This window comes from Devosia sp., assembly GCF_014860165.1.
In the GTDB taxonomy this organism is placed as follows: domain Bacteria; phylum Pseudomonadota; class Alphaproteobacteria; order Rhizobiales; family Devosiaceae; genus Devosia.
The window spans coordinates 45,350-69,947 of record NZ_JACZKG010000062.1; the positions used below are offsets into that span (position 1 = coordinate 45,350).

Consider the following 24,598-nt stretch of genomic DNA (forward strand, 5'->3'; position numbering starts at 1 on the left):
TGATTGCCACTAAAGCGCAATCATGCCGGATCGCCAAGCGCTAAAGCGGGCGGCAGCAAAGGTCCGCGGGTTCGCGAATGCCCGGCCGTGGTCGAAAGCGCCTCCTCCTGCCGGCTGGCGCAGTCCCGCCGCGGACAGAGGCGACAACTGGGACCAACCGGGACATCGGCATCCAGGTCCGACAGATCCAGACCCGCCCCATAGACGGTCCGGTCCGCATGCAGCACATCGCATGCCAGCATCACCGAAGAGGCCACCACCTGCTCGCGGAAAGACGCCGTGCGTCTTTGTACCGTGCGCGCCAGGAACAGGTAACGCGAGCCGTCGGAGAAGCGAACCACCTGCCGCAACGGCACGTCTGGCGAGCGAAAGGCGCCATAGATGGCCCACAGCGGACAGGCATGGCCACTGTTGGGCAGGAGCAGGCCCGGCAGGGGAAAGTGCTTGGTCAGGCGCCCGGCAGGGTCCGAACGGAGGAACCCGAAGGCAATGCCTTGCTGTCCGGGCCGGCGCAGGGTCACCAGCCGATGCGCTACCTGTTCAAAACTGGCGTGATAGACCTGCCGCAGATGGTCGATGTCATAGGCGGCTGCCTCTGCATCGGCCAGTATCCGCTCATAGGGGAACACTATGGCGCCGGCCAGGTAGGAGCCAACCGCGCGGGACGCCAGGCGCCGTGCCGTCGGCGTCGACAATGCCGCCGTCTCCAGCGTGTCGGCTATCGCCTGCGGGGCCGCGAGTTCCCCATAGAGCCGGGCGAGCTGGAACTGCTGCGTGGCCAGCGTCGTCGCGCCATGAAACCACATCCGGCGCGCGGCGGTGTCGAAGCGGTACTGGCCGGGATAGTCGGCTTCGTCGGGCGGTCCGCCGATATGGACCTCGACGCCGAACCTGCTGGCGAGCAGCTCGGACAGTGCCACGCTGCCAAACGCGCCAACGGTCTCGATCTCTTGCCGCAGGGCAACGGCCACGTCTTCGAGATCGGGAAAGTGGTTCTCGCGCTCGATCAGCAGGTCGTCGATCTCGCGAGCGGGGGACACGCTGCGCCGAATCTGGCTCGTCGTCTCGAACTGCCCGATGAGGTTGCGCGCCACGTCCGAGAGGGTGCGCGCTTCGCGTCCGATCGCGGTGAGGAACTGGCGACGTTCGGACTCGTCGAGGTCGCCGACATCCTCGAGGATTTCCGCACTCGAACGGACCGCCGTGATACCCGACAGGATCTGGTGCAGAAGCTGGCTCAGCAGCGGGTCGGACCGCAGGCGATCGGCATAGGCATCGGCATTGGCGACGGCCCCCGAATAGGCCCGATGCAGGCGCGCCAGTGCAGCTGCGCTGGCGGGGTATTGCGCCACCAGTTCGCGCCGCTCGTCCGGACGGAACGCCAGCGACTCGACCATGGGGTCGGCGAAGGCCTCTTCGAGGTCCTGCAGCAGCTTCTGCTCGGCTCGACCGGCCAATTCGTCGATGTCGATGTCCAGTTGCGTCGCCACCCGGTTGAGCAATGCGCCGCCGATGTCGCGTTTGTTGTTCTCGATCAGGTTGAGATAGCTCGGCGAAATGCCCACCAGCCGCGCCAGCGCGGCCTGCGAAATCTTCAGCGATTTCCGGCGGTTGCTGATGCGGAAGCCAATTGGAGCACGCATGCAAGACCCTCCACATGACAGCGTCCAGTCAACGTATTGACTAGTTCACGCTGTATCTAGATCAATAATTTACAGAATATCTCAGTATTTACAATGACCTATTGCTGTCATTTTCTTGAGGTGGCCATAATCCCCCTGCGGTGAGCTGCTGGCCATGTATCAGTCGCCCCGCGCAAAAGGAGGAAATCAATGACACTTTTGAAGCGTGGCTTGTCTCGTCGCAGGGTCCTGCAGACCGGCATGGCCGGCATTATTGGTTCCGGCGTTGCGCCCCTGATGTTTACCAAGGGTGCCTGGGCGCAGGAGTTTTGCAACAACCCAACTGGCGACACCGTGACCTTCGGCCTCAACCTGCCACTGACCGGCGCCTATGCCGAGGAAGGCGCGGACGAGCAGAAGGCCTATGAACTGGCCGTCAAGCACCTGAACGGCGAAGGCGACGGTGGCCTCATCGGCGTGCTTACGCCGACCGCGCTCAAGGGTAACGGCATCCTGGGCAAGAAGGTCGCGTTCGTGACCTCCGACAGCCAGACCAAGTCTGACGTGGCGCGCGCTGGCGCCACGCGCATGATCGAGCGCGATGGCGCCATCATGGTGACGGGCGGCTCGTCCTCGGGCGAAGCCATCGCCGTTCAGGGCCTCTGCCAGGAACTGGGCGTGATCTTCATGGCGGGCCTGACGCACTCCAACGACACGACCGGCAAGGATAAGCGGCGCTACGGCTTCCGCCACTTCTTCAACGCCTATCAGTCCGGCATCGGCCTGGGCCCGGTGCTCGGCCAGGAATATGGCAAAGATCGCCGCGCCTACCACCTGACCGCCGACTACACCTGGGGCTGGACCCAGGAAGAATCGATGAAGGCCGCCACCGAAGCCCTTGGCTGGCAGACTGTGGAGGCCGTGCGCACCCCGCTCGGAGCCGGCGACTTCTCGCAGTTCCTCACCCCGGTGCTGAATTCCGGCGCCGACGTGCTGATCCTCAACCACTACGGCAACGACATGGTCAATTCGCTGACCCAGGCCGTGCAGTTCGGCATGCGCGACCGCCAGGCCAACGGCAAGGACTTCCAGATCGTCGTGCCGCTGTTCTCGGAACTGATGGCGAAGGGCGCCGGCGCCAATATCAAGGGCATTTTCGGCACCTCGAACTGGCACTGGAACCTGCAGGATCCGGGCACGGTCGCTTTCACCAAGTCCTTCGGTGCAGCCTATGGCGCTCCTCCGTCGCAGGCGGCGCACACCGCCTATGTTCAGGCGCTGCTCTATGCCGACGCCGTTGAACGCGCCGGCACCTTCTATCCGCCAGAAGTCATCAAGGCGCTTGAAGGCCACGAGTTCGACGGCATGGGCAATGGTCCGACGCTGTATCGGGCCGAGGATCACCAGTGCATGAAGAATATCCTGGTGGTGCAGGGCAACGACAACCCGACGAGCGAATATGACGTGCTCAACGTGGTGCAGGAAGTCCAGCGCGACGTCGTGACCTACGATCCGGCGATCTTCGGCGGCGATCTCGGACCGGCCGAGCCAGCCCCGCTCTGCGCTTAGTCCAAGCGGGCGTGGCCCGGCCACGCCCATCCACCAGCGTCATTGCCCGGCTCGTCCGGGCAATCCATGCGATGCCCGCGCGCCGCTGGACCACCGGGACAAGCCCGGTGGTGACGGTCGAACGGGGGATCGGCGAACTGTCGCCGGTCCCGCTTTGATCGGAGCACGAACATGTTCGAAGTCATCTTTCTGCAATTCCTCAACGGCCTCGACAAAGGTGCCGCCTATGCGCTGATCGCACTGGGGCTGACGCTGGTGTTCGGCACTCTGGGAGTGGTCAATTTCGCCCATGGCGCGCTGTTTATGCTGGGCGCCTTCTGTGCCGTGCTGTTCCGTCAGCTGCTGACGCTGGAAACGGTCACCATCGACCCCACCAAACTGTCGCCCTGGGGCCAGCCGCTCGAAGTGCGCGCGCCGCTGGTGCAGGCGTGGTTCGGCGATTTCGGAGCAGTGCTGGTCAATTACTCGGTGCCAGCGTCGATCATCATTACCATTCCGATCATGCTGCTGCTGGGCATCCTGCTTGAGCGCGGCATCATCAAGCACTTCTACAAACGCCCGCATGCCGAACAGATTCTTGTGACTTTTGGCCTCGCCATCGTGGCGCAGGAGGTCATCAAGTCGTTCTTCGGGCCCAATCCCATCCCCCAGCCCATGCCCACCGACCTGCGCGGCGCTGCCGATATCGGCGCGTTCCTGGGCATGCAGGCCAATGTCATCACCTACCCGATCTGGCGGCTGATCTACTTCCTGTTCTCGGCGGCCATCATCGGCGGCGTCTTCGCCTTCCTGCAGTTTACCACCTTCGGCATGGTCGTCCGCGCCGGCATGGCCGATCGCGAGACCGTTGGGCTGCTCGGCATCAATATCGACCGCCGCTTCACCATCATGTTCGGGCTGGCCGCCGTGGTCGCGGGCCTTGCCGGCGTCATGTACACGCCGCTGCTGCCGCCCAACTACCATATCGGCATGGACTTCCTGGTCCTCAGCTTCGTGGTGGTGGTGGTTGGCGGCATGGGCTCGCTGCCGGGCGCGGTGGCCGCCGGCTTCCTGCTGGGCATCCTGCAGAGCTTCGCCTCGATGACCCAGGTCAAGGCCCTGATCCCCGGCATCGACCAGATCATCATCTATCTGGTCGCCGTCGTTATCCTGTTGGTTCTGCCGCGTGGCCTATTCGGCCGGCGTGGCGTGATGGAGGCCTGATATGCTTGCCATGTCCCGCAACGACCTGCTGCTGTTCCTCGGCTTCACCATTGCCGTCTTGGCCATGCCGATCTGGCTGCAGCCATTCGGCGCTGCCTATCCCGATCTGCTGCAGCGCTTCATGATCTTCGGCATCTTCGCGGTCGGCTTCAACATCCTGTTCGGGCTCACCGGCTATCTGAGCTTCGGGCATGCCGCCTTCTTTGGTGTCGGATCCTATGCCGCGGTCTGGTCCTTCAAGCTGCTCAGTCTTGATGCCATTCCGGCAATGATCTTCGCCGTGGTCGTCTCGGGCCTGTTTGCCCTAGCCATCGGCTTTGTCAGCCTGCGCCGCTCGGGAATCTACTTTTCCATCCTGACCCTGGCCTTCGCCCAGATGAGCTACAATCTCGCCTATTCGGTGCTGACGCCGATCACCAATGGTGAAACCGGCCTGCAACTGACGCTCGGCGATCCACGCCATTTCGATCGCCTGTTTGGGGAAGCCATGCCCGGCCAGCCGGTGCCGACCTTGCTGGGTCAGTCGCTGGGCGGCTTTACCGGCTTCTACTTCTGCGCCGGCTTCCTGATCCTGGCCTTCTTCATCGCCCAGCGCATCACCGGTTCGCCATTCGGCATGATGCTCAAGGGCATCAAGTCCAACCAGACGCGCATGAACTATACCGGCTTCAACACCAAGCCCTATACCCTGGCGGCCTTCGTCATATCGGGCATGTATGCTGGCCTGGCCGGCGCATTGCTGGCGGTCACCGACCCTCTGGCCGGCGCCGAGCGCATGCAGTGGACCGCCTCGGGCGAAGTGGTGCTGATGACCATCCTGGGTGGTGCCGGCACGCTGGTCGGGCCGGTGATCGGCGCCTGGCTGATCAAGTATTTCGAGAACATCTTCTCGGCCATCAACGAGACCATCCTCGCCCGCTTCTGGGACTTCCTGCCCGACGGCGCGGATCACTTCGCCGTCGTCGTCAGCTCGAAATTCGTCGGCGAGGGCTGGTTCCTCACCCTGGGCCTGGTCTTCGTGCTGATCGTGGTCTTCCTGCCGGGCGGGATCATGGAGGGCGTGCGCCGCATCGCCCATCTCTTCGACCGCAAGCGGAGTTCGCCCACCAATCCGGGCAAGACCGCGCCCCATCCGCAACCCGCAGAATAGGACGCTCGCCATGCCCACACCCAATGTCGTCCTGCATGTTGCCGACGTCCACAAGCGCTTCGGGGGCCTGCATGCCCTGGCCGATATCGACCTGCAGGTCGAGGAAGGCCAGACCCACGCCATCATCGGCCCCAACGGCGCCGGCAAGTCGACCCTGCTCAATGTCATCATCGGCAAGCTGGCGCCCTCGAGCGGCCAGGTGATCTTCGATGGCGCCATCCTCACCGGCCGCAAGCCCTACCAGATCAATCAACTGGGCATTGCCCGGGTGTTCCAGACGCCGGAGATCTTCGCCGATCTCAGCGTGCTGCATAATGTGATGATCCCGGCCCTCGCCAAGCGCGACGGCGCCTTCAAGCTCAACATGCTGCGGTCGCTCGACAGCGAGGTCGGCATCCGGCAGGAGGCCGAGCACATGCTGGAGGATGTCGGCATGCATTCCAGCCGGGACATGCATGCGGGCAGCCTCAGCCGCGGCGACAAGCGCCGCATGGAGCTGGCCATGTGCCTGATCCAGCATCCCCGCCTGCTGCTGCTGGACGAGCCCACGGCCGGCATGAGCCGCCACGACACCAACACCACCATCGAGCTGCTCAAGAAGATCAAGAGCCGCGGCATGACCAAGGTCATCATCGAGCATGACATGCATGTCGTGTTCTCGCTGGCCGACAAGATTTCGGTCCTGGCACAGGGCCGCATCATTGCCGACGGCACGCCCGATCAGGTGCGCGGCAATCCCAAGGTGCAGGAAGCCTATCTCGGAGGGACCCATTGATGAGTGCGATCGCCATGGAAAGCCAGGTTATCTCCAGCAGTCAGGCCGTCGGCGTCGAAACCACGCGGCCCTTCTTCTCCATCCGCGACATGCACGCCTATTATGGCGAGAGCTATATCGTGCAGGGCGTGTCGCTCGATATCCGTCGCGGCGAAATCCTCGCTCTGCTGGGCCGCAACGGCGCCGGCAAGACGTCTACGCTGCGTACCATCGCCCGCACCGACAATCCGCAGATGCGACAGGGCGAAATCTGGCTGGACGGCAAGCCGATCCACCAGATGAAGAGCTTCGAGGCGGCGCGCGCGGGCATCCAACTCGTGCCGGAGGATCGCCGGATCATCGCCGGCCTCACCGTCGAGGAAAACCTCACCCTGGCCAAGGTTGCCCCCGGCAACGGATGGAGCCTCGAACAGATCTACCAGAGCTTTCCGCGCCTGGCCGAACGCCGCAAGCAGGAGGGCGTCACCCTCTCGGGTGGCGAGCAGCAGATGCTGGCCATCGCCCGCGCCCTCGCCCGCGACCTCAAGCTGTTGTTGCTGGACGAGCCCTATGAAGGCCTCGCCCCCGTCATCGTGCACGAGATCGAGCGGATCCTCCATTCGATCAAGCCGCTGGGCATCACCACCATCATCGTCGAGCAGAATGCGGTCGCGGCCCTCAAGCTGGCCGACCGCGCAGTGATCCTGGACACAGGCGAAGTCGCCTTTTCCGGGACCGCCAAGGAGGTCCTCGACAATACCGAACTTCGCCACGAATACCTGGCGATCTAGCCTATCCTGGGCCTCCCGAAAAAGGCATTCCGCCGATCTCACCTCTCCCAATCGAGGGGCCCAGGATAAGACTCTGGCCCGACCAAGAATAGAGCCACCCTCGCCCCATGTGGCGGAGGACGACTTGCCGGCAGAATATCAGGTGAGGGGTTGCGATGTACCCTCTCCCGCTGGACTATGTCCGCAAAACTAGCGCGTCGAGCGCGGTTAGCGCGATGCGAGGCAATGATGGCTGTTAGCTTTAGGTCTAGTGCGAAACGGGCTTACTGGACTTGGGCAATGATTGGATGGGCAATCGACGCTACGGTCGTCCTGATTGTTTCCTCGCTCCTCGGAGCCGGCTCGAACGCTCTCTGGTTCGCACTACTAGCGCCGATAGCCCTTTACGCCGCCGAGCTCCTAATCGCCCTTTATCGCTTTTTGAAGCGAATGGCAGTTTTCAACTTGTTCGAAAAAGAGGGTCGAATACTCGACACGATGGCTTCACTTCAGAATGACGGCTTTCCGGCGCCCAAAAGTCACTACGAAGACGTCGATGACTACTTACGCGAAGCGGTCGTTGGTTCGCCAAATCCTGAAGTGCAACTATCGGCGGCAATTGCCTTAGGCTCCCTCGTGTCGCAACGCATGCATGGCCCACGCTCCGAAGCCATATGCACTAGCATTGTTATTGAAAGCGCCATTAGGCGCCTTCCTCCTCTGGCTGACTAGCCCGCCAAAGAAGCCCTACTCCGCGTCCGCCAGCTCCGGCACATCCGCTGCAATGGTGATCCCCTCGCCCTCCAGCGCATCGCGCACGTCGCGCGCCAGGTCGACCGCCCCCGGCGTGTCGCCATGCAGGCAGATCGAGCGCGCCGAGGACTTGATCACCGTACCATCGATGGCGACGATCTCGCCGGCCTTGGCCAGCCGCAGGCACCGCTCGATCACCGCCTCGGCATCCTTGATGACGGCCCCCTCCTGCGTGCGCGGCAGTAGCAGGCCGTCGGCCGTATAGGCCCGGTCGGCATAGGCCTCGCGGATCAGCGGCATGCCCACGGCCTTGGCGGCCCGCACCTGCTGGCTGTTGTCGAGCGCCAGCACCGCCATCTTGGGGTCCATGGCCTGGATGGTGGCGAAGATGCCGACGGCAAAGGCCAGTTCCTCGGCGGTCTGGTTGGCCAGCGCCCCGTGCAGCTTCACATAGGAGAGCGGCACCCCCACCTCGTCGGCGATGAAACGCACCAGGAAGAGCTGGCTCCGGATTTGTCCAAGCAGTTGGTCGAGCGGCATGACCACCCGGAAGCGGCCGAAACGCTTGGGATCGGCGTAGCCGGGATGGGCCCCTGCCCGCACGCCCTTCGCCTTGCAGATCCGCAGAATCTGCCGGATCGTCGGCGCATCGCCAGCATGGCCGCCACAGGCGATGGAGGCGCTCGAGACGATGCCGAGCAGGTCCTCGTCGGTTCCCATGCCTTCACCCAGATCGGCATTCAGATCGATCGACGTCATGTTTGGCGGCTCCGCGACAGCGCGTGGGCATGTTCCACCGTGACCGGCTCGAAGGCAACCGAGGTGCCGGGCCGCAATTGCGCGAAACGGTCGAAATCGGCCGAGATGATGGTGGCAATGCGCGGATAGCCCCCGGTCGGCTGATGGTCGCGCATCAGCACGATGGGTGTGCCATCCCCCAGGATCTGGATGTCGCCCGGCACAATGGCGTCCGAAGCCAGCGACAGGATTGCCGTTTCGGCGAATACGCCCTCCGGGTCATCCAGCCGCACGCCCAGGCGGTCGAGGCGGGACGAGATGACGAAACTGGTCTCCACGAAACGCTGCCGCACCCCATGGGGGAACAGGTCGGCATGGAGGCCCCAGGTGACGTGGATCGGACCGCTCTCGGGCTCGGCCGGGCGGGCCGGAGCGACAGGTGCCGCATTGCCCCTGCCCTTCAGCTCAATGACATCGCCCACCCGCAGGCTGCGACCGTCCACGCCGCCCAGCCGCGCCCGGCTGTTGGTCGCCATGCTGCCGAGCACTGGCGCCACCGCGATATCGGAGTCGAAGCGGATATAGCCGTAATTGCCCGCCCCCCCCGGCGTGATCGCCAGCCTGTCGCCTTCCGCCAGCTCGACGCTGCCGGGCCAGGGGCATACGACGCCGTTGACCCGGACCACAAAGTTGCCGCCGGCAAAGCCGACGCGGCACTGGCCGCTCGAAAGCCTGATTTCGATGCCCGCCGTCGTGAATTCGATGCCGCCGTTACCAGCCCCGCCAAGCTGGCCGGCCAGCGCAAACGCCTCTCTGTCCATCGGACCGGAGGCACTGATGCCGTGGCGCAGCATGCCGGCCCGGCCCTCGTCCTGGACGCTGGTCAGCGGCGCTGCCCGCAGAATGGCCAGCACGGCGCTCATGGCGTGGCCTCGAAGGTCACGGTATCACCGGCGCGCAGCCGCGTGGGCGGCTCGGCCGTCGGATCGAAGTTGGCAAAGTCGGTATGCCCGATGACATGCCAGCCGGTGGGCATTTCTGTCGCGGTGATCGCTGTCTGTCCCGCCGCGAACAGCACGCTGCCCGGCGGCACCGAGGGCCGCACCTCTGTCCGGCGCGGCAGCAGCAGTTCGTCCGGATGCAGGCCGCAATAGACGAAGCCCGGGGCAAAGCCGGTCGCAAGCACACGCAGGGAGCCGGCATTGTGGGCCGCCACGAACTGGCTGGGTGTCATGTCCAGTGCGGCGCTGACCGCTTCGAAGTCGGGGCCATCGAAGGCGATGGGGATGGTCCAGTGCGTGGTCTGGGGCGCTTCATCGCCCAGGGCGTACAGCAGCAGGCGCAGCTCGCCGGCAATCGCCGCCGGAGACCCGACTCCGGGCTCATAGCGCAGCAACACCGAAACCAGGTTCGGCACCACTTCGGTGACGCCAGCAATGGGCGTCCGGTCGAGCGCCAGGGTCAGCGCGATGGCAGCGCGGTTCGCGGCGTCGCTCAGGTCAGTGTCGAAGCGCACCAGAAGGCCGCTGTCGCCGAGCGGAAGGATCGTCGGCGTGGGCAATGTTTGGGGGGCGGACGAGCCAGCCATGTGGCGCAGCCTCCTCGGCTGGAACATGTGGCAGTCCAACTGGACCCGCCCGGATCAGTCAACCCGGTCCATAAGCGCAGGAACCTTGCCTCGCTCGGAAGACCGTTCGATAGTGCCGGTGCCCTGGGGCAGCGGCCGGATTTGACCTGCCGGGACGGTTACGTCCGGTCAGTTCGGGTCTCTGCCGTCCTGTTCGATCACGGCATCGAATAGCTGCTTGGCCTGCGATACGCCGATCGCCTCGATGGCGACTGCGGCTATGGCAGCAAACAGTTCTGCGATTTCCTGGGGATCGGTGATTTCGGCGTCGTCGTCTTCGGCGTCGGCGTTGATCAGAGTGAACACAATAACGCGCCTCCAAGTTAGCCAATGGAGGCAGTGTGCGGCGATTCCTGTTACGGAATAAATAATGGAAATCGACCGTGGCCCGGATATCGGGCGATTGCCACAAAGGGCAGCAGCCCTTACTCTTCCGGCGCCGTGTTCGCCTCGAGCCAGGCTTCGATCTCGTCCAGGCTCGCCGAGAACGGCTTGGGCACATTGCCGTAGAGTATCTTGAAGCTCTCGTCGCGGATCGCATGGCCGCCCGACGTGCCGAGCACTTTCATCTTGTCGTCGGTCAGAATGGTCAGCCCATACCGCGCCGCATAACGCTTGAGCCGCCGCATCCGCGATACGTCAAATTCCTTACGGCTCATAGGTGCCCTTCTCTTAGTTCCCGGCAGAAGTCGCACTTCTACGGATCAGGCGTTTGATGGCAACTGCTTTTCCGGAGCCCGACTTGAAGTAGCCTTCAAGCTCCCGGGCATGATCCTCAGTCTCAACTGCGACGTAAGACCTTAGAATGGCCGGTTGGTGGGCCTTCGTCGACGTCACTTGGCCGTCCCTGTGCGAAGCGAAGCGTCGCTTCAGGTCGTTGGTGGAACCGACGTAGATGTCGCTATTGGCCAACTCAAGGAAGTAGACGTACCACATAGTCGGACTGTCCCCCTGCGCGGCATGCCGCTTCGGGCGATCACCCTGCGCCTTTAGTCTCCGGGTGGCCAGCCACCCGAAGCCCAAAGGGCGCAGGGTGGCGGGTAGAGAGGGATTCGAACCCCCGGAACGCTTTCACGTTCGCCGGTTTTCAAGACCGGAGCAATCAACCGCTCTGCCATCTACCCGTTGGGTCTGCGTTTAGCCGGAGAGTAGCGGGCTGTCCAGAGCGGCGATTACGCCCTCCCACCGGGTCATTCCCGCGCAGGCGGGAATCCCTGTTTCATTCGGGGTCCGGCAACGGAGATTCCCGCCTGCGCGGGAATGACCCAGTGGCCCGATTGGGGTTACGGAATGAGCACCACCGAGCCCGTCGTCTCGCGCCCTTCGAGCGCCCGATGCGCGTCCGCCGCCTCGCTCAGCGGAAAGGTCCGGCCGATCTCGACCTTGATGGCTCCATCAAGGACCGCTTCGAACAGCTTGCCGGCGCCCTCGAGCAGGTCTTCGCGCTTGCCCAGGTAATGCGTGCCGGTGGGTCGCGTCACGTAGAGCGAGCCTTTTCGCGACAGCAGGGTAATGTCGGGGATGGACACCACGCCCGAGGCATTGCCGAAGCTGACCATCAGCCCGCGCGGCCTGAGGCAATCGAGCGATTTCTCGAATGTCGTCTTGCCGACCCCGTCATAGACCACGTCGACGCCCCTGCCCCCGGTCAGTTCGCGCACGCGGACGGCGAAATCCTCGCTGTTGTAGTTGATCACGTGGTGGCAGCCATGCGCCTTGGCCAGCGCCACCTTTTCGTCGCTGCCGGCGGTGCCGATGACGGTGGCGCCGAGGGCCCTGGCCCATTGCGTGGCGATCAGCCCGGTGCCGCCCGCTGCCGCGTGCCAGAGGATGGTCTCGCCTTTGGCGAGCGCCCAGGTCTTGAACAGCAGGTAATAGGCCGTCAGCCCCTTGAGCATGATGGCCGCCGCGACGCGGTCGTCGATGCCATCGGGGACGGGCACCATGCGGTCGGCCGAGGCGATCCGATCGGTCGCATAGGCACCCACATGCCCCTGATAGGCGACGCGGTCACCGACCTTGAGTCCGGTCACCCCCTCGCCCAGCGCGGTGATGATCCCGGCGCCTTCATTGCCCGCGACGAAGGGCAGTTGTACCGGATAGAGGCCCGAGCGCTGGTAGGTGTCGACAAAATTGAGCCCGATGGCCGTCTGCCGCAAAGCCACCTCCCCCGGTCCGGGGCTGGCCAGCGGCCAGTCCTCGTAGCTCAGGACCTCAGGGCCGCCCTGTTGGCGGACGATGACGGCCTTGGTCACTTCGGCGTCCTGGGCTTGCGGGGGGCCGACTTCGGCCGGGCCTGGGCCCGTGCCGTCGGGGTGCTCTTGGGGCTGGGGCGCTTGCCGGTGACGGCCGCGATGCCGTCGGCCGACGAGACCGAGCCGGTGTCACCGGTGAACGGGGTGAAACCGGGTTTGGCAGCCTTGCCGCCCAGCTTGCGCTGCTTGGCGATGATGTTGATCGCCTCGACCAGCACCGAGAAGCCCATGGCGGCATAGATGTAGCCCTTGGGAATGTGGAAGCCCAGGCCATCGGCCACCAGCGACACGCCGATCAGCAGCAGGAAGGCCAGCGCCAGCATCTTGGTGGTCGGATGGTCGGCGACGAACTTGGCGACCGGACCGGAGGCCACGAACATCACGCCAACGGCCACGATGACGGCGGCGATCATCACCTCGACATTGTCGGCCATGCCAACTGCCGTGACGATCGAGTCGATCGAAAACACCATGTCGATGATGATGATCTGGCCGATAATGGCGGCGAAGACCGCGCTGGCCTTCTGCGCCATATCGTTCTCGTGCGGCTCTTCGATCGCCGCATGCATTTCGTGCGTCGCCTTGTAGACGAGGAAGGCACCACCCGCGATCAGGATCAGGTCCTTCCACGACAGGTCGAGCCCAAAGGCCGAGATGGCCGGCTGGGTGAGGCTGATGATCCAGGAAATGACCAGAAGCAGCAGGATGCGGAAGATCAGTGCCAGCGCCAGCCCGATCTGGCGGGCGCGGTCGGCCTGCTCCTTGGGCAGGCGCGACACCAGCACCGAAATGAAGACGATGTTGTCGATACCCAGCACGATTTCCATGATCGTGAGGGTACCAAAGGCGATCCAGGCATTGGGATCGGCCAAAAGCTCAAGCATTGTCGGCTCCATTTCGAGTCAGTTCATGCGCAACCTAAGCGCTGCTTGGCGTGTAGGAAAGCAGGATTGGCAGAGTTTTCCTCGCGTTGGCGTGCTGGCGGCACAAAGTCGCTGCTCCGGCGCTGGCTTCGGCGCGGCCACGGATGATAGCCTTGGCACCAACCTGTTTTTGCGAGTGACATCAATGGAATCTTTCACGCCGCTCACCGCCACGCTCGGCGGCGCCCTTATCGGTCTTGCCACGGCGGTGCTGTGGTTGGGCAATGGCCGCATTGCCGGCATTTCCGGTATTTTCGGCCAGTTGCTGCCGCCGGCCCAGACCGTGGTCTGGCGCCTGGTGTTCCTGGTGGCGCTGGTCGCGGCGACCTTTGCCGCCGCGCGGCTGTTTCCCGGCCTCGGGGCGGGCGGCGACAGCCCTGCCCGGCTGGTCGAGGCGCCCGCTGCATGGGGCGTACCGACCCCGGTCTGGCTGGCGGTTGCGGGCCTGTTGACCGGGCTCGGCACCAAGATCGGCAATGGCTGCACCTCCGGCCACGGGGTTTGCGGGCTGGCGCGCCTGTCGCTGCGCTCGCTGGTCGCCACGCTGGTGTTCTTAGGGGTGGCGGTTATCACCGTCGCCGTGACGGGAGTGGTATGATGGCCAATCTCAAGCTGCCCTATCTTGCCACTGCAGCCCTCAGCGGCGCGCTGTTCGGCGCCGGGCTCTACGTCTCGCAGATGGTCGATCCGCTCAAGGTGCTGCGCTTCCTCGCCATCCCTGCCGGCGGCTGGGACCCGAGCCTGGCTTTCGTCATGGGTGCCGCCCTCATCGTCATGTTCATCGCCGTCCAGCTCGGCAAGCGCCGCAGCGCGCCGCTGTTCGACGTGGCGTTCCACGAACCGGAATATCGCAAGGTCGACCGTCGCCTCGTCGGTGGCGCGGCCCTGTTCGGCATCGGCTGGGGCATGGCCGGCATCTGCCCGGGTCCGGCGATCTCGCTGATCGCCTTCCTGCCGGACAATTTGTGGATCTTCCTCGTCGCCATGTTCGCCGGCTCGCTCGCCGGCAGCGTCGTCATACCGAGCGGCCATGCCCGCCGACTGGCGGACGCGCAATGAGCGACGCTGACGCCATTGTCGTGGGTGGTGGCCTGGCGGGCGTCGCCGCGGCCATTGCCGTGGCCAAGGCGGGGCTCAAGACCATCCACCTGGCGCCGTCTGGCCCTCCTGATCGCCGCACTTCGGCGCTGATGATGCCCAGCGTCGACTATCTCCGCGGCGCCGGGCTGATCGACGACCCCGCCGCCCTTGGCCACGCCCTGACGCAGATCCGCATCATCGATGCCACCGGTCGGCTGATCCGCGCGCCCGAAACCCTGTTCGACGCCAGCGAAGCCGGCATGGAAGCCTTCGGCTGGAACTTTGCCAATGTCCGGCTGATGGAGCGTTTCCACGCCGCGGCGGCGACGCTGGGCAATCTCGAAACCCGCAATGTCGGCGTTACCGAACTCAGCGGAAACACCGTCACCCTGGCTGACGGCACCCGCCTCTCTGCACCGCTGATTGTCGGCGCCGATGGCAAGAAATCCCTGGTTCGCGCCGCGGCAGGCCTGCATGCCCGCGAGACAGCTTTCGCGCAGGCCGCGCTGGTCTGCGACCTCGATCTCGGTCGCCCCATTGGCGGCACCTCCATCGAGTTTCATTATCCGAAGGGACCGTTCACGCTGGTGCCGGCCGGCGGTAACAGGGCCAATCTGGTGTGGATCGACGACCGCGCCGTGCTCGAGGCCGCCAAGGGTGGGGGCGAAGCGGCGCTGCTCGCTACGTTCATGGACAAGTCCCAGCGCCTGTTCGGCGCCATCACGCTGGCGAGCCCGGCCTTCGTCTTTCCGCTCAGCACGCTCAGCGTCGACCGCGCCGGGGCCGATGGGGTCGTGCTGGTGGGGGAAGCCGCGCATGCCTTCCCGCCCATCGGCGCGCAGGGGCTCAATCTGGGCCTGCGCGATGTTGCCGACCTGGCGGCGTCGCTGGCCGCCGCCAACCGAAGCGCGCCCGATTGGGCCATCGCGGTCAGCCGCGACTATGCGATCAGGCGTGTCGGCGACCTCGGCCGCACCGGTGGCATGGTGGATACCCTGTTCCGCTCGCTGCTGGCCGACATGCTGCCGGCCCAGGCGCTGCGCGCCGGCGGCCTCTGGGCCCTCAAGCTGGCGCCAGCCCTGCGCAAGCAGGCTTTTGCCGTGGGCATGGGGACGCGGGCCTAGCTCGAACATCGCAGTACCCCCTCCTGCCCTCCCCCTGATAGGGGGAGGAACAGATCGCGTTTGGGGCATTATCACTGACAGCCACCAGCCGGATTCCTCCCCCTATCAGGGGCAGGTTAGGTGGGGGTATCCGCTCAAACAAAAAAAGAGGCGCGGTTTCCCGCGCCCCTCCACATTCCAAATGCCTCGACCCTTACTGGGCCGGCGGGGTCTCGCCTTCGGCCGGGGGCGTGCCCTCGGCGGGAGCGGTGCCGCCGTCGAGCTGGCGGCGCAGTTCTTCGGCGCGATCCTGCAGCACCTGCTCAAGGGCGTTCTCGCCCGAGGTTTCCTGGCGGAATTCCTCGAAGGTCAACGCGGCATCGCCATCATAGGCGGCGGTGAAGCCGGCCAGGGTGATCTCGATGGTCAGGTCCTGGTTCTGGCGGTTCTTTGCGGTGAGCTTGAGCACGCCGCCCTTCTTGAGCGAGTTCACATACTGCTCGTTGATCACCAGCTGGGTGGCGCAGGACGTGGGGTCGCACAGCATATAGGGCACACGGATCGGCTTGGCGCCGTCGATCTGCCAGGTCAGGCCGAACGGCAGCAGCACGCCGAGCGGCACGGCGGCAACCGCCAGCAGGCGGCTTTCCTGGCCCGGATCGTCACGCAGCAGGAACGAACCGAGGAACTGGCCGTTGGCCAGCACCACCTGGCGCATGATGCAGGCCTTCTGGCCGTCGGGCAGCGGATCGCAGACCTTGAGCCAGTTGGTGCTGCCAGCGGCGGCATCGGCCGGCGTCGCAGCAGCGGCGTCAGCGGCAGGCGCTTCGGCAGCTGGGGCCTCGGCGGGAGTGGCCTCCTGTGCGTAGGCCGACAAGGGGGACAGCATGAGCGCGGCCACCGCAAAACCGGCGACGAGAGGTTTCCTGAGGTTCATAGAATTTCCTTGGCTTCTTTGGCGGTCCCGGTGACTTCTGGCACCTTGAGAATTGAACTGCCCTTCAAGTGCTGAATTCGGGCAATAACATGACCGATACAGCTTGCCAAAGCATTATGGCAGGACAGGGTTGATACGCCCCGCTCAGGACGCATTTTCGGCCAGTTTTGCAAGGCGCGACAGGATTGCCGCCGCGCCCTTGAGCCGGTCATTGGGCGTGGGCCAATTGCGGGCGAACACGAGTTTCTGATCGGGCTTGATGCGAACCTGGTTGGCGGGGTCGCTCACGAGCCGCACCAGGGCCGTCGGATTGGGGAACTCGTTGTTTCGCAGGCTGATGACCGCACCCTTGGGGCCGGCATCCACCTTTTCGACATTGGCCTGGCGGCACAGCGCCTTGACCAGGATAACCTTGAGCAGCGCCTCGACCTCTTCGGGCAGAGGACCGAAACGGTCGATCAGCTCGGCGCCGGCAGCGTCGATGTCGCGGATATCGGTCAGGTCGCCCAGGCGCCGATACAGCTGCATGCGCAGCTGCAGGTCGGGGATATAGTGCTCGGGGATCATCACCGGCATGCCCAGCGAGATCTGCGGGCTCCACTCGTTGCGATCCTCGTATTCCTCATCGCCGCTCTTGAGGTTGGCCACCGCCTCTTCCAGCATGGCCTGGTAGAGTTCGTAGCCCACCTCGCGGATATGGCCCGACTGCTCATCGCCCAGCAGGTTCCCTGCCCCGCGAATATCGAGGTCGTGGCTGGCGAGCTGGAAGCCAGCCCCCAGGCTTTCCAGCGATTGCAGCACGCCCAGCCGGCGTTCGGCGGTGTCGGTCAGCTTGCGATCGGGCGGCACGGTGAACAGCGCATAGGCGCGCTGCTTGGCCCGGCCGATGCGGCCGCGTATCTGGTAGAGCTGGGCGAGGCCAAAGTGATCGGCGCGATGAACGATCAGTGTATTGGCATTGGGGATGTCGAGCCCCGATTCGACGATGGTCGTCGCCACCAGCACGTCGAACTTGTTGTCGTAGAAGGCATTCATGATGTCATCGAGCTCGCCCGGCGCCATCTGGCCGTTGGCAACGACAAACGACACCTCGGGCACCTGCGCCTTGAGGAACTCGGCAATCTCGTGCTGGTCGGCGATGCGCGGCACCACGTAGAAGCTCTGCCCGCCGCGATACTTCTCGCGCAGCAGCGCCTCGCGCACCGATAGCGCGTCGAAGGGCGAGATGAAGGTGCGGATGGCGAGGCGATCCACCGGCGGCGTCGCCAGGAGGCTGAGGTCACGAACGCCGGTCAGCGCCAGTTGCAGCGTGCGCGGAATCGGCGTCGCCGTCAGCGTCAGCACGTGCACATTGGCCTTGAGTTCCTTAAGCCGCTCCTTGTGGCCCACGCCGAAGTGCTGCTCTTCGTCGATGATCAGCAGCCCCAAATCCTTGAACCGAATCGTCTTGCTCAGCAGCGCATGGGTGCCGACCACGATATCGACCTGCCCGTCCGCCAGACCTTCCTTGGTCGCCTTCAATTCCGCGGCGCTCACCATGCGCGAGGCATGGCGTACCCGGACCGGCAGGCCCTTGAAGCGTTCCGAGAAGGTCTTGAAATGCTGGCGAGCCAGCAGCGTCGTCGGCACGACGACCGCGACCTGCTTGCCCGATAGCGCCACCGCAAAGGCCGCGCGCAGGGCCACCTCGGTCTTGCCGAAGCCCACGTCGCCGCAGACCAGCCGATCCATGACGCGGCCGGAGGTCACGTCATCGAACACCGCCTCGATGGCCGCCATCTGGTCCTCGGTTTCCTCATAGGGGAAGCGCGCGGCGAATTCGTCATAAGCGCCGGCATTGATCTCGACCACGTCCGCCCGGGTGAGCAGGCGCGCTGCCGCGATCTTGATGAGCTGCTCCGCCATCTCGCGGATGCGCTTCTTGAGCTTGCCCTTCTTGGCCTGCCAGGCGACGCCGCCCAGCTTGTCGAGCGTCACATGGCCGTCGTCGCTGCCATAGCGCGTCAGCAGCTCGATATTTTCGACCGGCAGGTAGAGCTTGGTATCGCCGCCATATTCGAGTTCGACGCATTCATGCGGCGCGCCGCCGGCCTCGATCACCTTGAGCCCGATGAAGCGGCCGATACCGTGATCGACATGGACCACCAGGTCCCCGGCATTGAGGCTTGCCGCTTCGGTCAGAGCATCGGAGGCCTTCTTCTTGCGCTGGGGCCGCAGGATGCGTTCGCCCAGGATATCCTGCTCGGACAGAACCAGCAGGTCCTTGGTCTCGAAGCCCGTTTCGAGCGGCAGCACCACCAGCGAAGTGGTGGCGGCGCTGGTCGTCTCGGCATCGCGCCAGTTCTCGGCAAGGCGCGGATTGGTCAGACCATGGTCCTTGAGCACCTGCACCATGCGGTCGCGGGTGCCCGTGCTCCAGCAGGCAATGACGGCGCGCCGCCCGTTGCGGCGCTCGGCCAGCAGCCGGTCGACCACAGACTGGAATAGGTTGGTATCGGTCGCCTGCCGCTCCGCGGCAAAGCTGGGGGCGATATGGCCCCCGGCATCGTCCACGGCCTTGGTGCCCGGCGCCATAAACTGGCTGAGCTGGATAACCGATGCGCCTGATAGCGCATAGGGATGCGCGTCGACGGCATAGAGCAGCTCCGGCTTGACCGGCTTGTAGGGCGCGCCGGACCCGGCGACTACCGGGGCCAGGCGCGCCGCCTCGCGCGCCTCGTAATAGTCGCGCACCTGCGTAACGCGGTCGGCATAGGCCTCGGCGGCCTGCTCGTCGAAGACGAACGGCGCATCGCCGACATAGTCGGCCAGCGTATCGAGATGCTCGTAGAAGAAGGGGAGCCAGTGCTCGGTGCCCGAATAGCGCGAGCCGCCGCTGACCGACGCATAAAGCGTATCGTCGACCGTGTTGCCACCGAAGGTCGCGGTATAGTTCTGCCGAAACCGCCGGATGGTCTCGTCCGTCAGCACCACCTCGCTCATCGGCGTCAGGTCGACGCGCTTGAGCTGGCCGGTCGTGCGCTGGCTGTCAGGATCAAACGTACGAATCGACTCCAGCTGGCTACCGAAGAAGTCGAAGCGCAACGGCGCCTCGGCGCTGGCCGGGAACAGGTCGATCAGCCCGCCACGCACCGCATATTCGCCGCTTTCGCGCACCGTCGGCACGCGCAGATAGCCATTATTGGCTGCCCAGGCGATCAGCTTGTCGCTGTCGACGATCCGTCCCGTCGCCGCCGAGAAGGACATGGTCTCGACCACGTCGCGCGGCGGCACTTTCTGGATCAGCGCATTGACCGCAGTCAGCACCACGGCGCCCCTGGCGCCTGATGTCAGCGCGGCCAGCGTGTTCATCCGCGCCGCGATGGTGACATTGTTGGGCGAAACGCGGTCATAGGGCAGACAGTCCCAGGCCGGCAGCGTCAGCACCGCATGGCCGGGCAGCATGGCAGTGAGGATATCGGCCATGCGCTGCAGCCGGCGCCCATCACGCGCCACGAACACAATGCTCGCCGCATCATCGGGCGCCGCCTCGATGCGCTGTTGCACCAGGCGCGCCAACACCATGGGCTGCATGCCATCAGGCACATTGGCGATGGTGCGCGTCGGGCGCTGCGGGACGACTTCGTTCATTTGGCCAGCCGCGCCTGATGGTCGGCGATCACCTCAGCAAGGAAGTCGCGGTCGACATTGGCGGGGGGCTCTTCCTGCCCCATGACCCACTTGAGCAGCGGCGGGTCTTCCTCGTTCATGAGGGCTTCCAGCCTGTCCAGATTCCGTTCGTCCATGCCCTCGGTATGGGCGTCGGCATAGGGTCCCAGGATCAGATCCATCTCCTTGGTCCCCCGGTGCCAGGCCCGGTAGCGCAGCTTCTTGCGGCGCACGGCAATATCTTCACCGGCAGTCATTTGACGCGCCATGATCCTGAGTTTGTTCCCGATTTGGACACACCTCTTACGCGGATTAATCCAGATTGTCAGCCACCAATTCCCGAGGGGTGACGGGGTTCCCATCACCGGCTAGCTTGCCGTCCAAGGAGCCAGAGAGAATCGTGAGCCGCCCGGAATCCCTATCGCCGCTGTTTCGCTCGCTGCACTCGATCAAGGGTGTCGGCGACAAGCTGGCTGCGCTGCTGACGCGCTATTTTGGTGCGCCCGAGGGCCAGGAGGCAATCGCCCTCGATATCCTGATGCACATGCCATCAGGCGTAGTCGACCGCCGCCGGCAGGTGGGCATCGCCGAGGCCTATCTCAACCAGATCGTCACACTGAAACTGCACATCGACCGTCACCAGCCGCCGCCGCGCGGCCGCGAGCATATCCCGCACCGGGTTTTCGCCCATGATGACACGGGTGACGTGCAACTGGTGTTCTTCCGGGCCCAGGGCGGCTGGGTGGAAAAGGCCCTGCCCGTTGGCGAAGAGCGCTTCGTCTCCGGCCAGATAGGTTTCTTCAACGGCGACAAGCAGATCACCCACCCCGACTACATCGTCGAGGCCGACAAGTTCGACACCCTGCCGCTGGTCGAGCCGGTCTATCCGCTGACCCAGGGTCTCAGTTCCAAGGCGCTCGCCAAGCTGGTGCGGCAGGTCGTGGATGGCCTGCCCGATATCCCCGAATGGATCGACGATGCTACAATGGCGCAACGCCGCTGGCCGAGCTTTGCCGAGGCGATGCGTGCCGTGCATCTGCCTGATGATCCCGACCAGGCCCAGCTATGGTCCCCTGCCCGCCAACGCCTTGCCTATGATGAATATCTGGCCGGCCAGCTGACCCTGCAGCTGATCCGCTCGACCATGGTTGCGGCCCGCGGCATCAGCCGCACTTTCACCGGTGAGGTGACGGCAAAGGTTAGCAGTCTGCTACCCTATACCCTCACCGAGGGGCAGTTGCGGGCACTCGATGAGATAAGGGCTGACCTCGCCTCACCCGACCGCATGTCGCGCCTGCTGCAGGGCGATGTCGGCGCCGGAAAGACGGTCGTGGCGCTGATGGCCATGGCTGCCATGGCCGAGAGCGGCGCCCAGTCGGCCCTCATGGCGCCGACCGAAATCCTCGCCGCGCAGCACTTCAAGACCTTGAAACCACTGTGCGACTCCGCCGGCCTCGGCTGCGAACTGCTGACCGGCAAGATGCCGGCCGCCGAGCGCCGCGCCAAGTTGGCCGGCATAGCCAGCGGCGAAACCACGATAGTGGTCGGCACCCATGCGCTGTTCCAGTCCGGGGTGGAATTCCACAATCTGGGCCTCACCGTCGTCGACGAGCAGCACCGCTTCGGCGTGCACCAGCGCCTGGCCCTGTCCGACAAGGGCAAGCATACCGATCTCCTCGTCATGACCGCCACGCCGATCCCGCGTACGCTGGTGCTCACCCACTTTGGCGACATGGCTGTCAGCGTGCTGCGCGAAAAGCCGCGCGGCCGCCAACCCATTGATACGGCGGTGCTTTCCATCGGCGACTATGACCGGGTCATCTCGCGATTGCAGGCCCGTCTCGCAGAGGGCGCCCAAGCCTTCTGGGTCTGCCCACTGGTCGAGGAAAGCGAGCATCTCGAGGTCGTCGCCGCCGAAGATCGCTTCGCCGAGCTGCAAAAAGTGTTCGGCGACCAGGTTGCCCTGGTGCATGGGCGCATGAGCGCTGCCGCCAAGCAGGAGGTTATGCGGCGCTTTTCAGCCAATGAACTCAAGCTGTTGGTCGCCACAACCGTCATCGAAGTCGGCGTCGACGTTCCCAATGCCTCGATCATGATCATCGAGCATGCCGAGCGTTTCGGCCTTGCCCAGCTCCACCAGCTACGCGGGCGCGTCGGCCGCGGCTCGCAGCGCTCGGCCTGCCTGCTGCTCTACAAGGATCCGCTGAGCGAGACCGCAAAGGCCCGCCTGGAAACGATAAAATCCACCGAAGACGGCTTCGAGATCGCCGAGAAGGACCTGGAGCTCCGTGGCCAGGGCGACGTGCTGGGCACAAGGCAGTCCGGTATGCCCGGTTATCGGCTCGCCGTGCCTGATGTGCACCGGCACCTGCTCGACTATGCCCATGACGAAGCCAAGGCCCTGCTGGCCCGCAATCCGGGCCTTAGCGGCGCGGAGGGCGAGGCCGCCCGTACGCTGTTGTATTTGTTCCGGAAAGACCTGGCGATCCCGCTAATAAGGGCGGGATAGCACCATTCCGCCCCAACCTGGATCGTCACCCTCGGGCTTGACCCGAGGGTCCTGTACTTGCCGAACATCCAGTAGTGCAGTGCCCTCGGGTCAAGCCTGAGGGTGACGTCCGGTGTGCGAGGAGGAGTACTATTCTACCGTCACCGACTTCGCCAAATTCCTCGGCTGGTCCACATCCGTGCCCATGAATACGGCGGTGTGATAGGCCAGCAGCTGCACCGGGATGGTCGCCAGGATCGGCGCGACGAAGCTCGAAACGTGTGGAATAACAATGACGTCTGCCACACCTTGCCCCACCGTGGCGGCGCCTTCGGCGTCGGTGATCAGGATGATCTTGCCACCGCGGGCGGCGACTTCCTGCATGTTGGAAAGGGTCTTGTCGACCAGTTCGTCCGATGGCGCTACGACGATGACGGGCATATCTTCGTCCACCAGCGCGATGGGGCCATGCTTTAGTTCACCTGCTGCATAACCTTCGGCATGTATGTAGCTGATTTCCTTGAGCTTCAGCGCCCCTTCCATGGCTATGGGGAACATCGGGCCGCGGCCGAGATAGAGCACGTCCTTGGCCTTGGACAGGCGCTTGGCGATCTCCATGATTTGCGTTTCGGTGGCCAAAGCCTCCGAAACTGCTGCAGGCAAGCCTACAAGTTGCCGCACGAATTCTTGCTCTTTGCTGGCATCCAGCACGCCGCGTGCTCGGCCCGCCGCGATGGCCAGGCTGGCAAGGGCCGTCAACTGCGCAGTCAGCGCCTTGGTCGAGGCGACGCCGATTTCGGGACCGCAGAGGATGGGGAACACGACGGACGATTCGCGGGCAATGGTGGATTCCAGCGTGTTGACCAACGAGGCCACGTGCTGCCCTTGCCCCGCGCAGTAGCGCAAAGCCGCCAGCGTGTCAGCAGTCTCGCCCGACTGCGAGATGAAGAGCGACAGCCCGCCCTTTTCCAGCGGCGGCTCGCGATAGCGGAACTCGGAGGCGACGTCGATATCGACCGGCAGCCGGGCATAGCGCTCGAACCAGTATTTGGCCACTGCACCAGCCAGGTAGGCCGTGCCGCAGGCGCTGATGGTCAGCCGGCTGAGATCGGCCCAGTCGAAGGGCAGCACCTCGCGTATGGCCACCCGTTCGGCGCCCATGTCCACATAGTGGCTGAGCGTATGGGAGATGGTCTCGGGCTGCTCGTAGATTTCCTTGGCCATGAAATGGCGGTGGTTGCCCTTGTCCACCATCAGCGCCGAAGCCTGCGAGATCTGCTGCTCGCGCTGCACGATGGCGTCCTTGCCGTCGCGGATGGTGACGCCGGCCGGGGTGATGACGGCCCAGTCGCCGTCCTCGAGATAGGTCAGGCGCGAGGTGAACGGCGCCAGCGCCATGGCGTCTGAGCCGAGATACATCTCGGTGGTGCCATAGCCGATGGCTAGCGGCGCCCCGTGGCGGGCGGCAATCAGCAGCCCCTCTTCGCCTTTGAAGAGGAAGGCCAGCGCGAACGCGCCCTTGAGGTGCTTGAGCGTCCGCGCCACGGCCAGTTCGGGGTCCGCCCCGTTGGCCAGTTCACGGGTGACCCACAGCGCCACCGATTCCGTATCGGTCTGCGTCTTGGGCAGGTAGCCGTCCCTGGCGAGATCGGCCAGCATGTCGCGGTAGTTCTCGATGATGCCGTTATGGACCACGGCCACACGATCGGTGGCATGGGGATGGGCATTCTGCTCGGTCGGAGCGCCATGCGTGGCCCAGCGGGTGTGGCCGATGCCGATGCGTCCACCCAGCGGCTCGAAATTCAGCTTTTGCGCCAGGTTGCCCAGCTTGCCTTCGGCGCGGCGACGGGAAATGTCGCCGCCCTCCAACGTCGCCACCCCGGCGCTGTCATAACCGCGATATTCGAGGCGCTTGAGGGCGTCCACGAGACGAACAGCAACGGGTTCGCTGCCTACAATGCCGACGATGCCGCACATG

The 24,598-nt window shown here is 64.6% G+C and carries 22 protein-coding genes, 1 tRNA gene and 1 pseudogene; 10 read left to right on the forward strand and 14 right to left on the reverse strand.

Annotated elements, in window-relative coordinates; genetic code table 11:
• Positions 1-20 precede the first annotated feature (20 nt).
• Positions 21-1,643, reverse strand: a complete 1,623-nt coding sequence (locus IH615_RS15085) for a short-chain fatty acyl-CoA regulator family protein (RefSeq protein ID WP_291362962.1) — start codon at positions 1,641-1,643, stop codon at positions 21-23.
• A gap of 189 nt (positions 1,644-1,832) precedes the next feature.
• Between IH615_RS15085 and IH615_RS15090 the strand changes: the two genes are divergently transcribed.
• The 6 genes from IH615_RS15090 (at position 1,833) to IH615_RS15115 (ending at position 7,800) form a co-directional block, all read left to right on the forward strand.
• Positions 1,833-3,191 carry a substrate-binding protein gene (locus IH615_RS15090; RefSeq protein ID WP_291362963.1) on the forward strand — a complete coding sequence of 453 codons (1,359 nt, stop codon included), beginning with the start codon at positions 1,833-1,835 and terminating at the stop codon, positions 3,189-3,191.
• A gap of 171 nt (positions 3,192-3,362) precedes the next feature.
• Positions 3,363-4,394, forward strand: a complete 1,032-nt coding sequence (locus IH615_RS15095; RefSeq protein ID WP_291362964.1) for a branched-chain amino acid ABC transporter permease — start codon at positions 3,363-3,365, stop codon at positions 4,392-4,394.
• A 1-nt stretch (position 4,395) separates the two neighbouring features.
• Positions 4,396-5,544 (forward strand): branched-chain amino acid ABC transporter permease, encoded by a 1,149-nt coding sequence (locus IH615_RS15100; RefSeq protein WP_291362966.1) that lies wholly within the window; start codon positions 4,396-4,398, stop codon positions 5,542-5,544.
• A gap of 10 nt (positions 5,545-5,554) precedes the next feature.
• Entirely contained in the window at positions 5,555-6,319 is a 765-nt protein-coding gene (locus IH615_RS15105) for an ABC transporter ATP-binding protein (protein WP_291362968.1), read from the forward strand.
• Positions 6,320-6,333: 14 nt separating this feature from the next.
• A complete protein-coding gene (locus IH615_RS15110) occupies positions 6,334-7,089 on the forward strand; it encodes an ABC transporter ATP-binding protein (protein ID WP_291363091.1) in 756 nt (251 codons plus the stop codon).
• A 279-nt stretch (positions 7,090-7,368) separates the two neighbouring features.
• Positions 7,369-7,800, forward strand: coding sequence for a hypothetical protein (locus IH615_RS15115; protein WP_291362970.1), 432 nt, complete (start codon positions 7,369-7,371; stop codon positions 7,798-7,800).
• A 15-nt stretch (positions 7,801-7,815) separates the two neighbouring features.
• Here the strand turns inward: IH615_RS15115 and IH615_RS15120 are convergent, their stop codons facing one another.
• The 9 genes and pseudogenes from IH615_RS15120 to IH615_RS15160 all read right to left on the reverse strand — a co-directional run.
• Positions 7,816-8,580 (reverse strand): 5-oxoprolinase subunit PxpA, encoded by a 765-nt coding sequence (locus IH615_RS15120; protein WP_291362972.1) that lies wholly within the window; start codon positions 8,578-8,580, stop codon positions 7,816-7,818.
• Positions 8,577-9,482, reverse strand: coding sequence for a biotin-dependent carboxyltransferase family protein (locus IH615_RS15125; RefSeq protein WP_291362974.1), 906 nt, complete (start codon positions 9,480-9,482; stop codon positions 8,577-8,579). The genes IH615_RS15120 and IH615_RS15125 overlap by 4 nt, the downstream gene beginning before the upstream one ends.
• Positions 9,479-10,147 carry an allophanate hydrolase subunit 1 gene (locus IH615_RS15130; protein WP_291362976.1) on the reverse strand — a complete coding sequence of 223 codons (669 nt, stop codon included), beginning with the start codon at positions 10,145-10,147 and terminating at the stop codon, positions 9,479-9,481. The genes IH615_RS15125 and IH615_RS15130 overlap by 4 nt, the downstream gene beginning before the upstream one ends.
• A 168-nt stretch (positions 10,148-10,315) precedes the next feature.
• Entirely contained in the window at positions 10,316-10,492 is a 177-nt protein-coding gene (locus IH615_RS15135; RefSeq protein ID WP_291362978.1) for a hypothetical protein, read from the reverse strand.
• A 119-nt stretch (positions 10,493-10,611) separates the two neighbouring features.
• Positions 10,612-10,845 (reverse strand): hypothetical protein, encoded by a 234-nt coding sequence (locus tag IH615_RS15140; protein WP_291362980.1) that lies wholly within the window; start codon positions 10,843-10,845, stop codon positions 10,612-10,614.
• Positions 10,846-10,858: 13 nt separating this feature from the next.
• Complete coding sequence (locus IH615_RS15145) at positions 10,859-11,122, reverse strand: GIY-YIG nuclease family protein (RefSeq protein ID WP_291362982.1); 264 nt, start codon at positions 11,120-11,122, stop codon at positions 10,859-10,861.
• A gap of 98 nt (positions 11,123-11,220) precedes the next feature.
• Positions 11,221-11,310: transfer RNA gene (locus IH615_RS15150), tRNA-Ser, on the reverse strand.
• Positions 11,311-11,469: 159 nt separating this feature from the next.
• Positions 11,470-12,441: a quinone oxidoreductase gene (locus tag IH615_RS15155; protein ID WP_291362984.1), complete on the reverse strand. Its 972-nt coding sequence runs from the start codon at positions 12,439-12,441 to the stop codon at positions 11,470-11,472.
• 176 nt (positions 12,442-12,617) lie between these two features.
• Positions 12,618-13,325, reverse strand: a pseudogene (locus IH615_RS15160) (TerC family protein); the annotation flags it as partial.
• A 184-nt stretch (positions 13,326-13,509) separates the two neighbouring features.
• Here IH615_RS15160 and IH615_RS15165 point away from each other — a divergent pair.
• From IH615_RS15165 to IH615_RS15175, 3 genes are read left to right on the forward strand one after another with little or no spacing between them, the layout of a single operon-like run.
• Positions 13,510-13,962, forward strand: coding sequence for a YeeE/YedE family protein (locus tag IH615_RS15165; RefSeq protein WP_291362986.1), 453 nt, complete (start codon positions 13,510-13,512; stop codon positions 13,960-13,962).
• The gene (locus IH615_RS15170; protein ID WP_291362988.1) at positions 13,962-14,423 is read left to right on the forward strand and encodes a DUF6691 family protein; all 462 of its coding nucleotides are present in this window, start codon (positions 13,962-13,964) and stop codon (positions 14,421-14,423) included. Before IH615_RS15165 ends, IH615_RS15170 begins: the two co-directional genes overlap by 1 nt.
• Positions 14,420-15,568 carry an FAD-dependent monooxygenase gene (locus IH615_RS15175; protein ID WP_291362990.1) on the forward strand — a complete coding sequence of 383 codons (1,149 nt, stop codon included), beginning with the start codon at positions 14,420-14,422 and terminating at the stop codon, positions 15,566-15,568. Before IH615_RS15170 ends, IH615_RS15175 begins: the two co-directional genes overlap by 4 nt.
• 193 nt (positions 15,569-15,761) lie before the next feature.
• Here the strand turns inward: IH615_RS15175 and IH615_RS15180 are convergent, their stop codons facing one another.
• The 3 genes from IH615_RS15180 to IH615_RS15190 form a co-directional block, all read right to left on the reverse strand.
• Entirely contained in the window at positions 15,762-16,484 is a 723-nt protein-coding gene (locus tag IH615_RS15180) for an invasion associated locus B family protein (protein WP_291362993.1), read from the reverse strand.
• A gap of 144 nt (positions 16,485-16,628) precedes the next feature.
• Positions 16,629-20,114 carry a transcription-repair coupling factor gene (gene mfd / locus IH615_RS15185; protein ID WP_291362995.1) on the reverse strand — a complete coding sequence of 1,162 codons (3,486 nt, stop codon included), beginning with the start codon at positions 20,112-20,114 and terminating at the stop codon, positions 16,629-16,631.
• Positions 20,111-20,389: a succinate dehydrogenase assembly factor 2 gene (locus IH615_RS15190; protein ID WP_291362997.1), complete on the reverse strand. Its 279-nt coding sequence runs from the start codon at positions 20,387-20,389 to the stop codon at positions 20,111-20,113. The genes mfd and IH615_RS15190 overlap by 4 nt, the downstream gene beginning before the upstream one ends.
• Before the next feature lie 143 nt (positions 20,390-20,532).
• Between IH615_RS15190 and recG the strand changes: the two genes are divergently transcribed.
• Positions 20,533-22,641, forward strand: a complete 2,109-nt coding sequence (gene recG / locus IH615_RS15195) for an ATP-dependent DNA helicase RecG (RefSeq protein ID WP_291362999.1) — start codon at positions 20,533-20,535, stop codon at positions 22,639-22,641.
• Positions 22,642-22,770: 129 nt separating this feature from the next.
• Here recG and glmS read toward each other — a convergent pair whose 3' ends face one another.
• Entirely contained in the window at positions 22,771-24,597 is a 1,827-nt protein-coding gene (glmS, locus tag IH615_RS15200) for a glutamine--fructose-6-phosphate transaminase (isomerizing) (protein WP_291363001.1), read from the reverse strand.
• Position 24,598 lies beyond the last annotated feature (1 nt).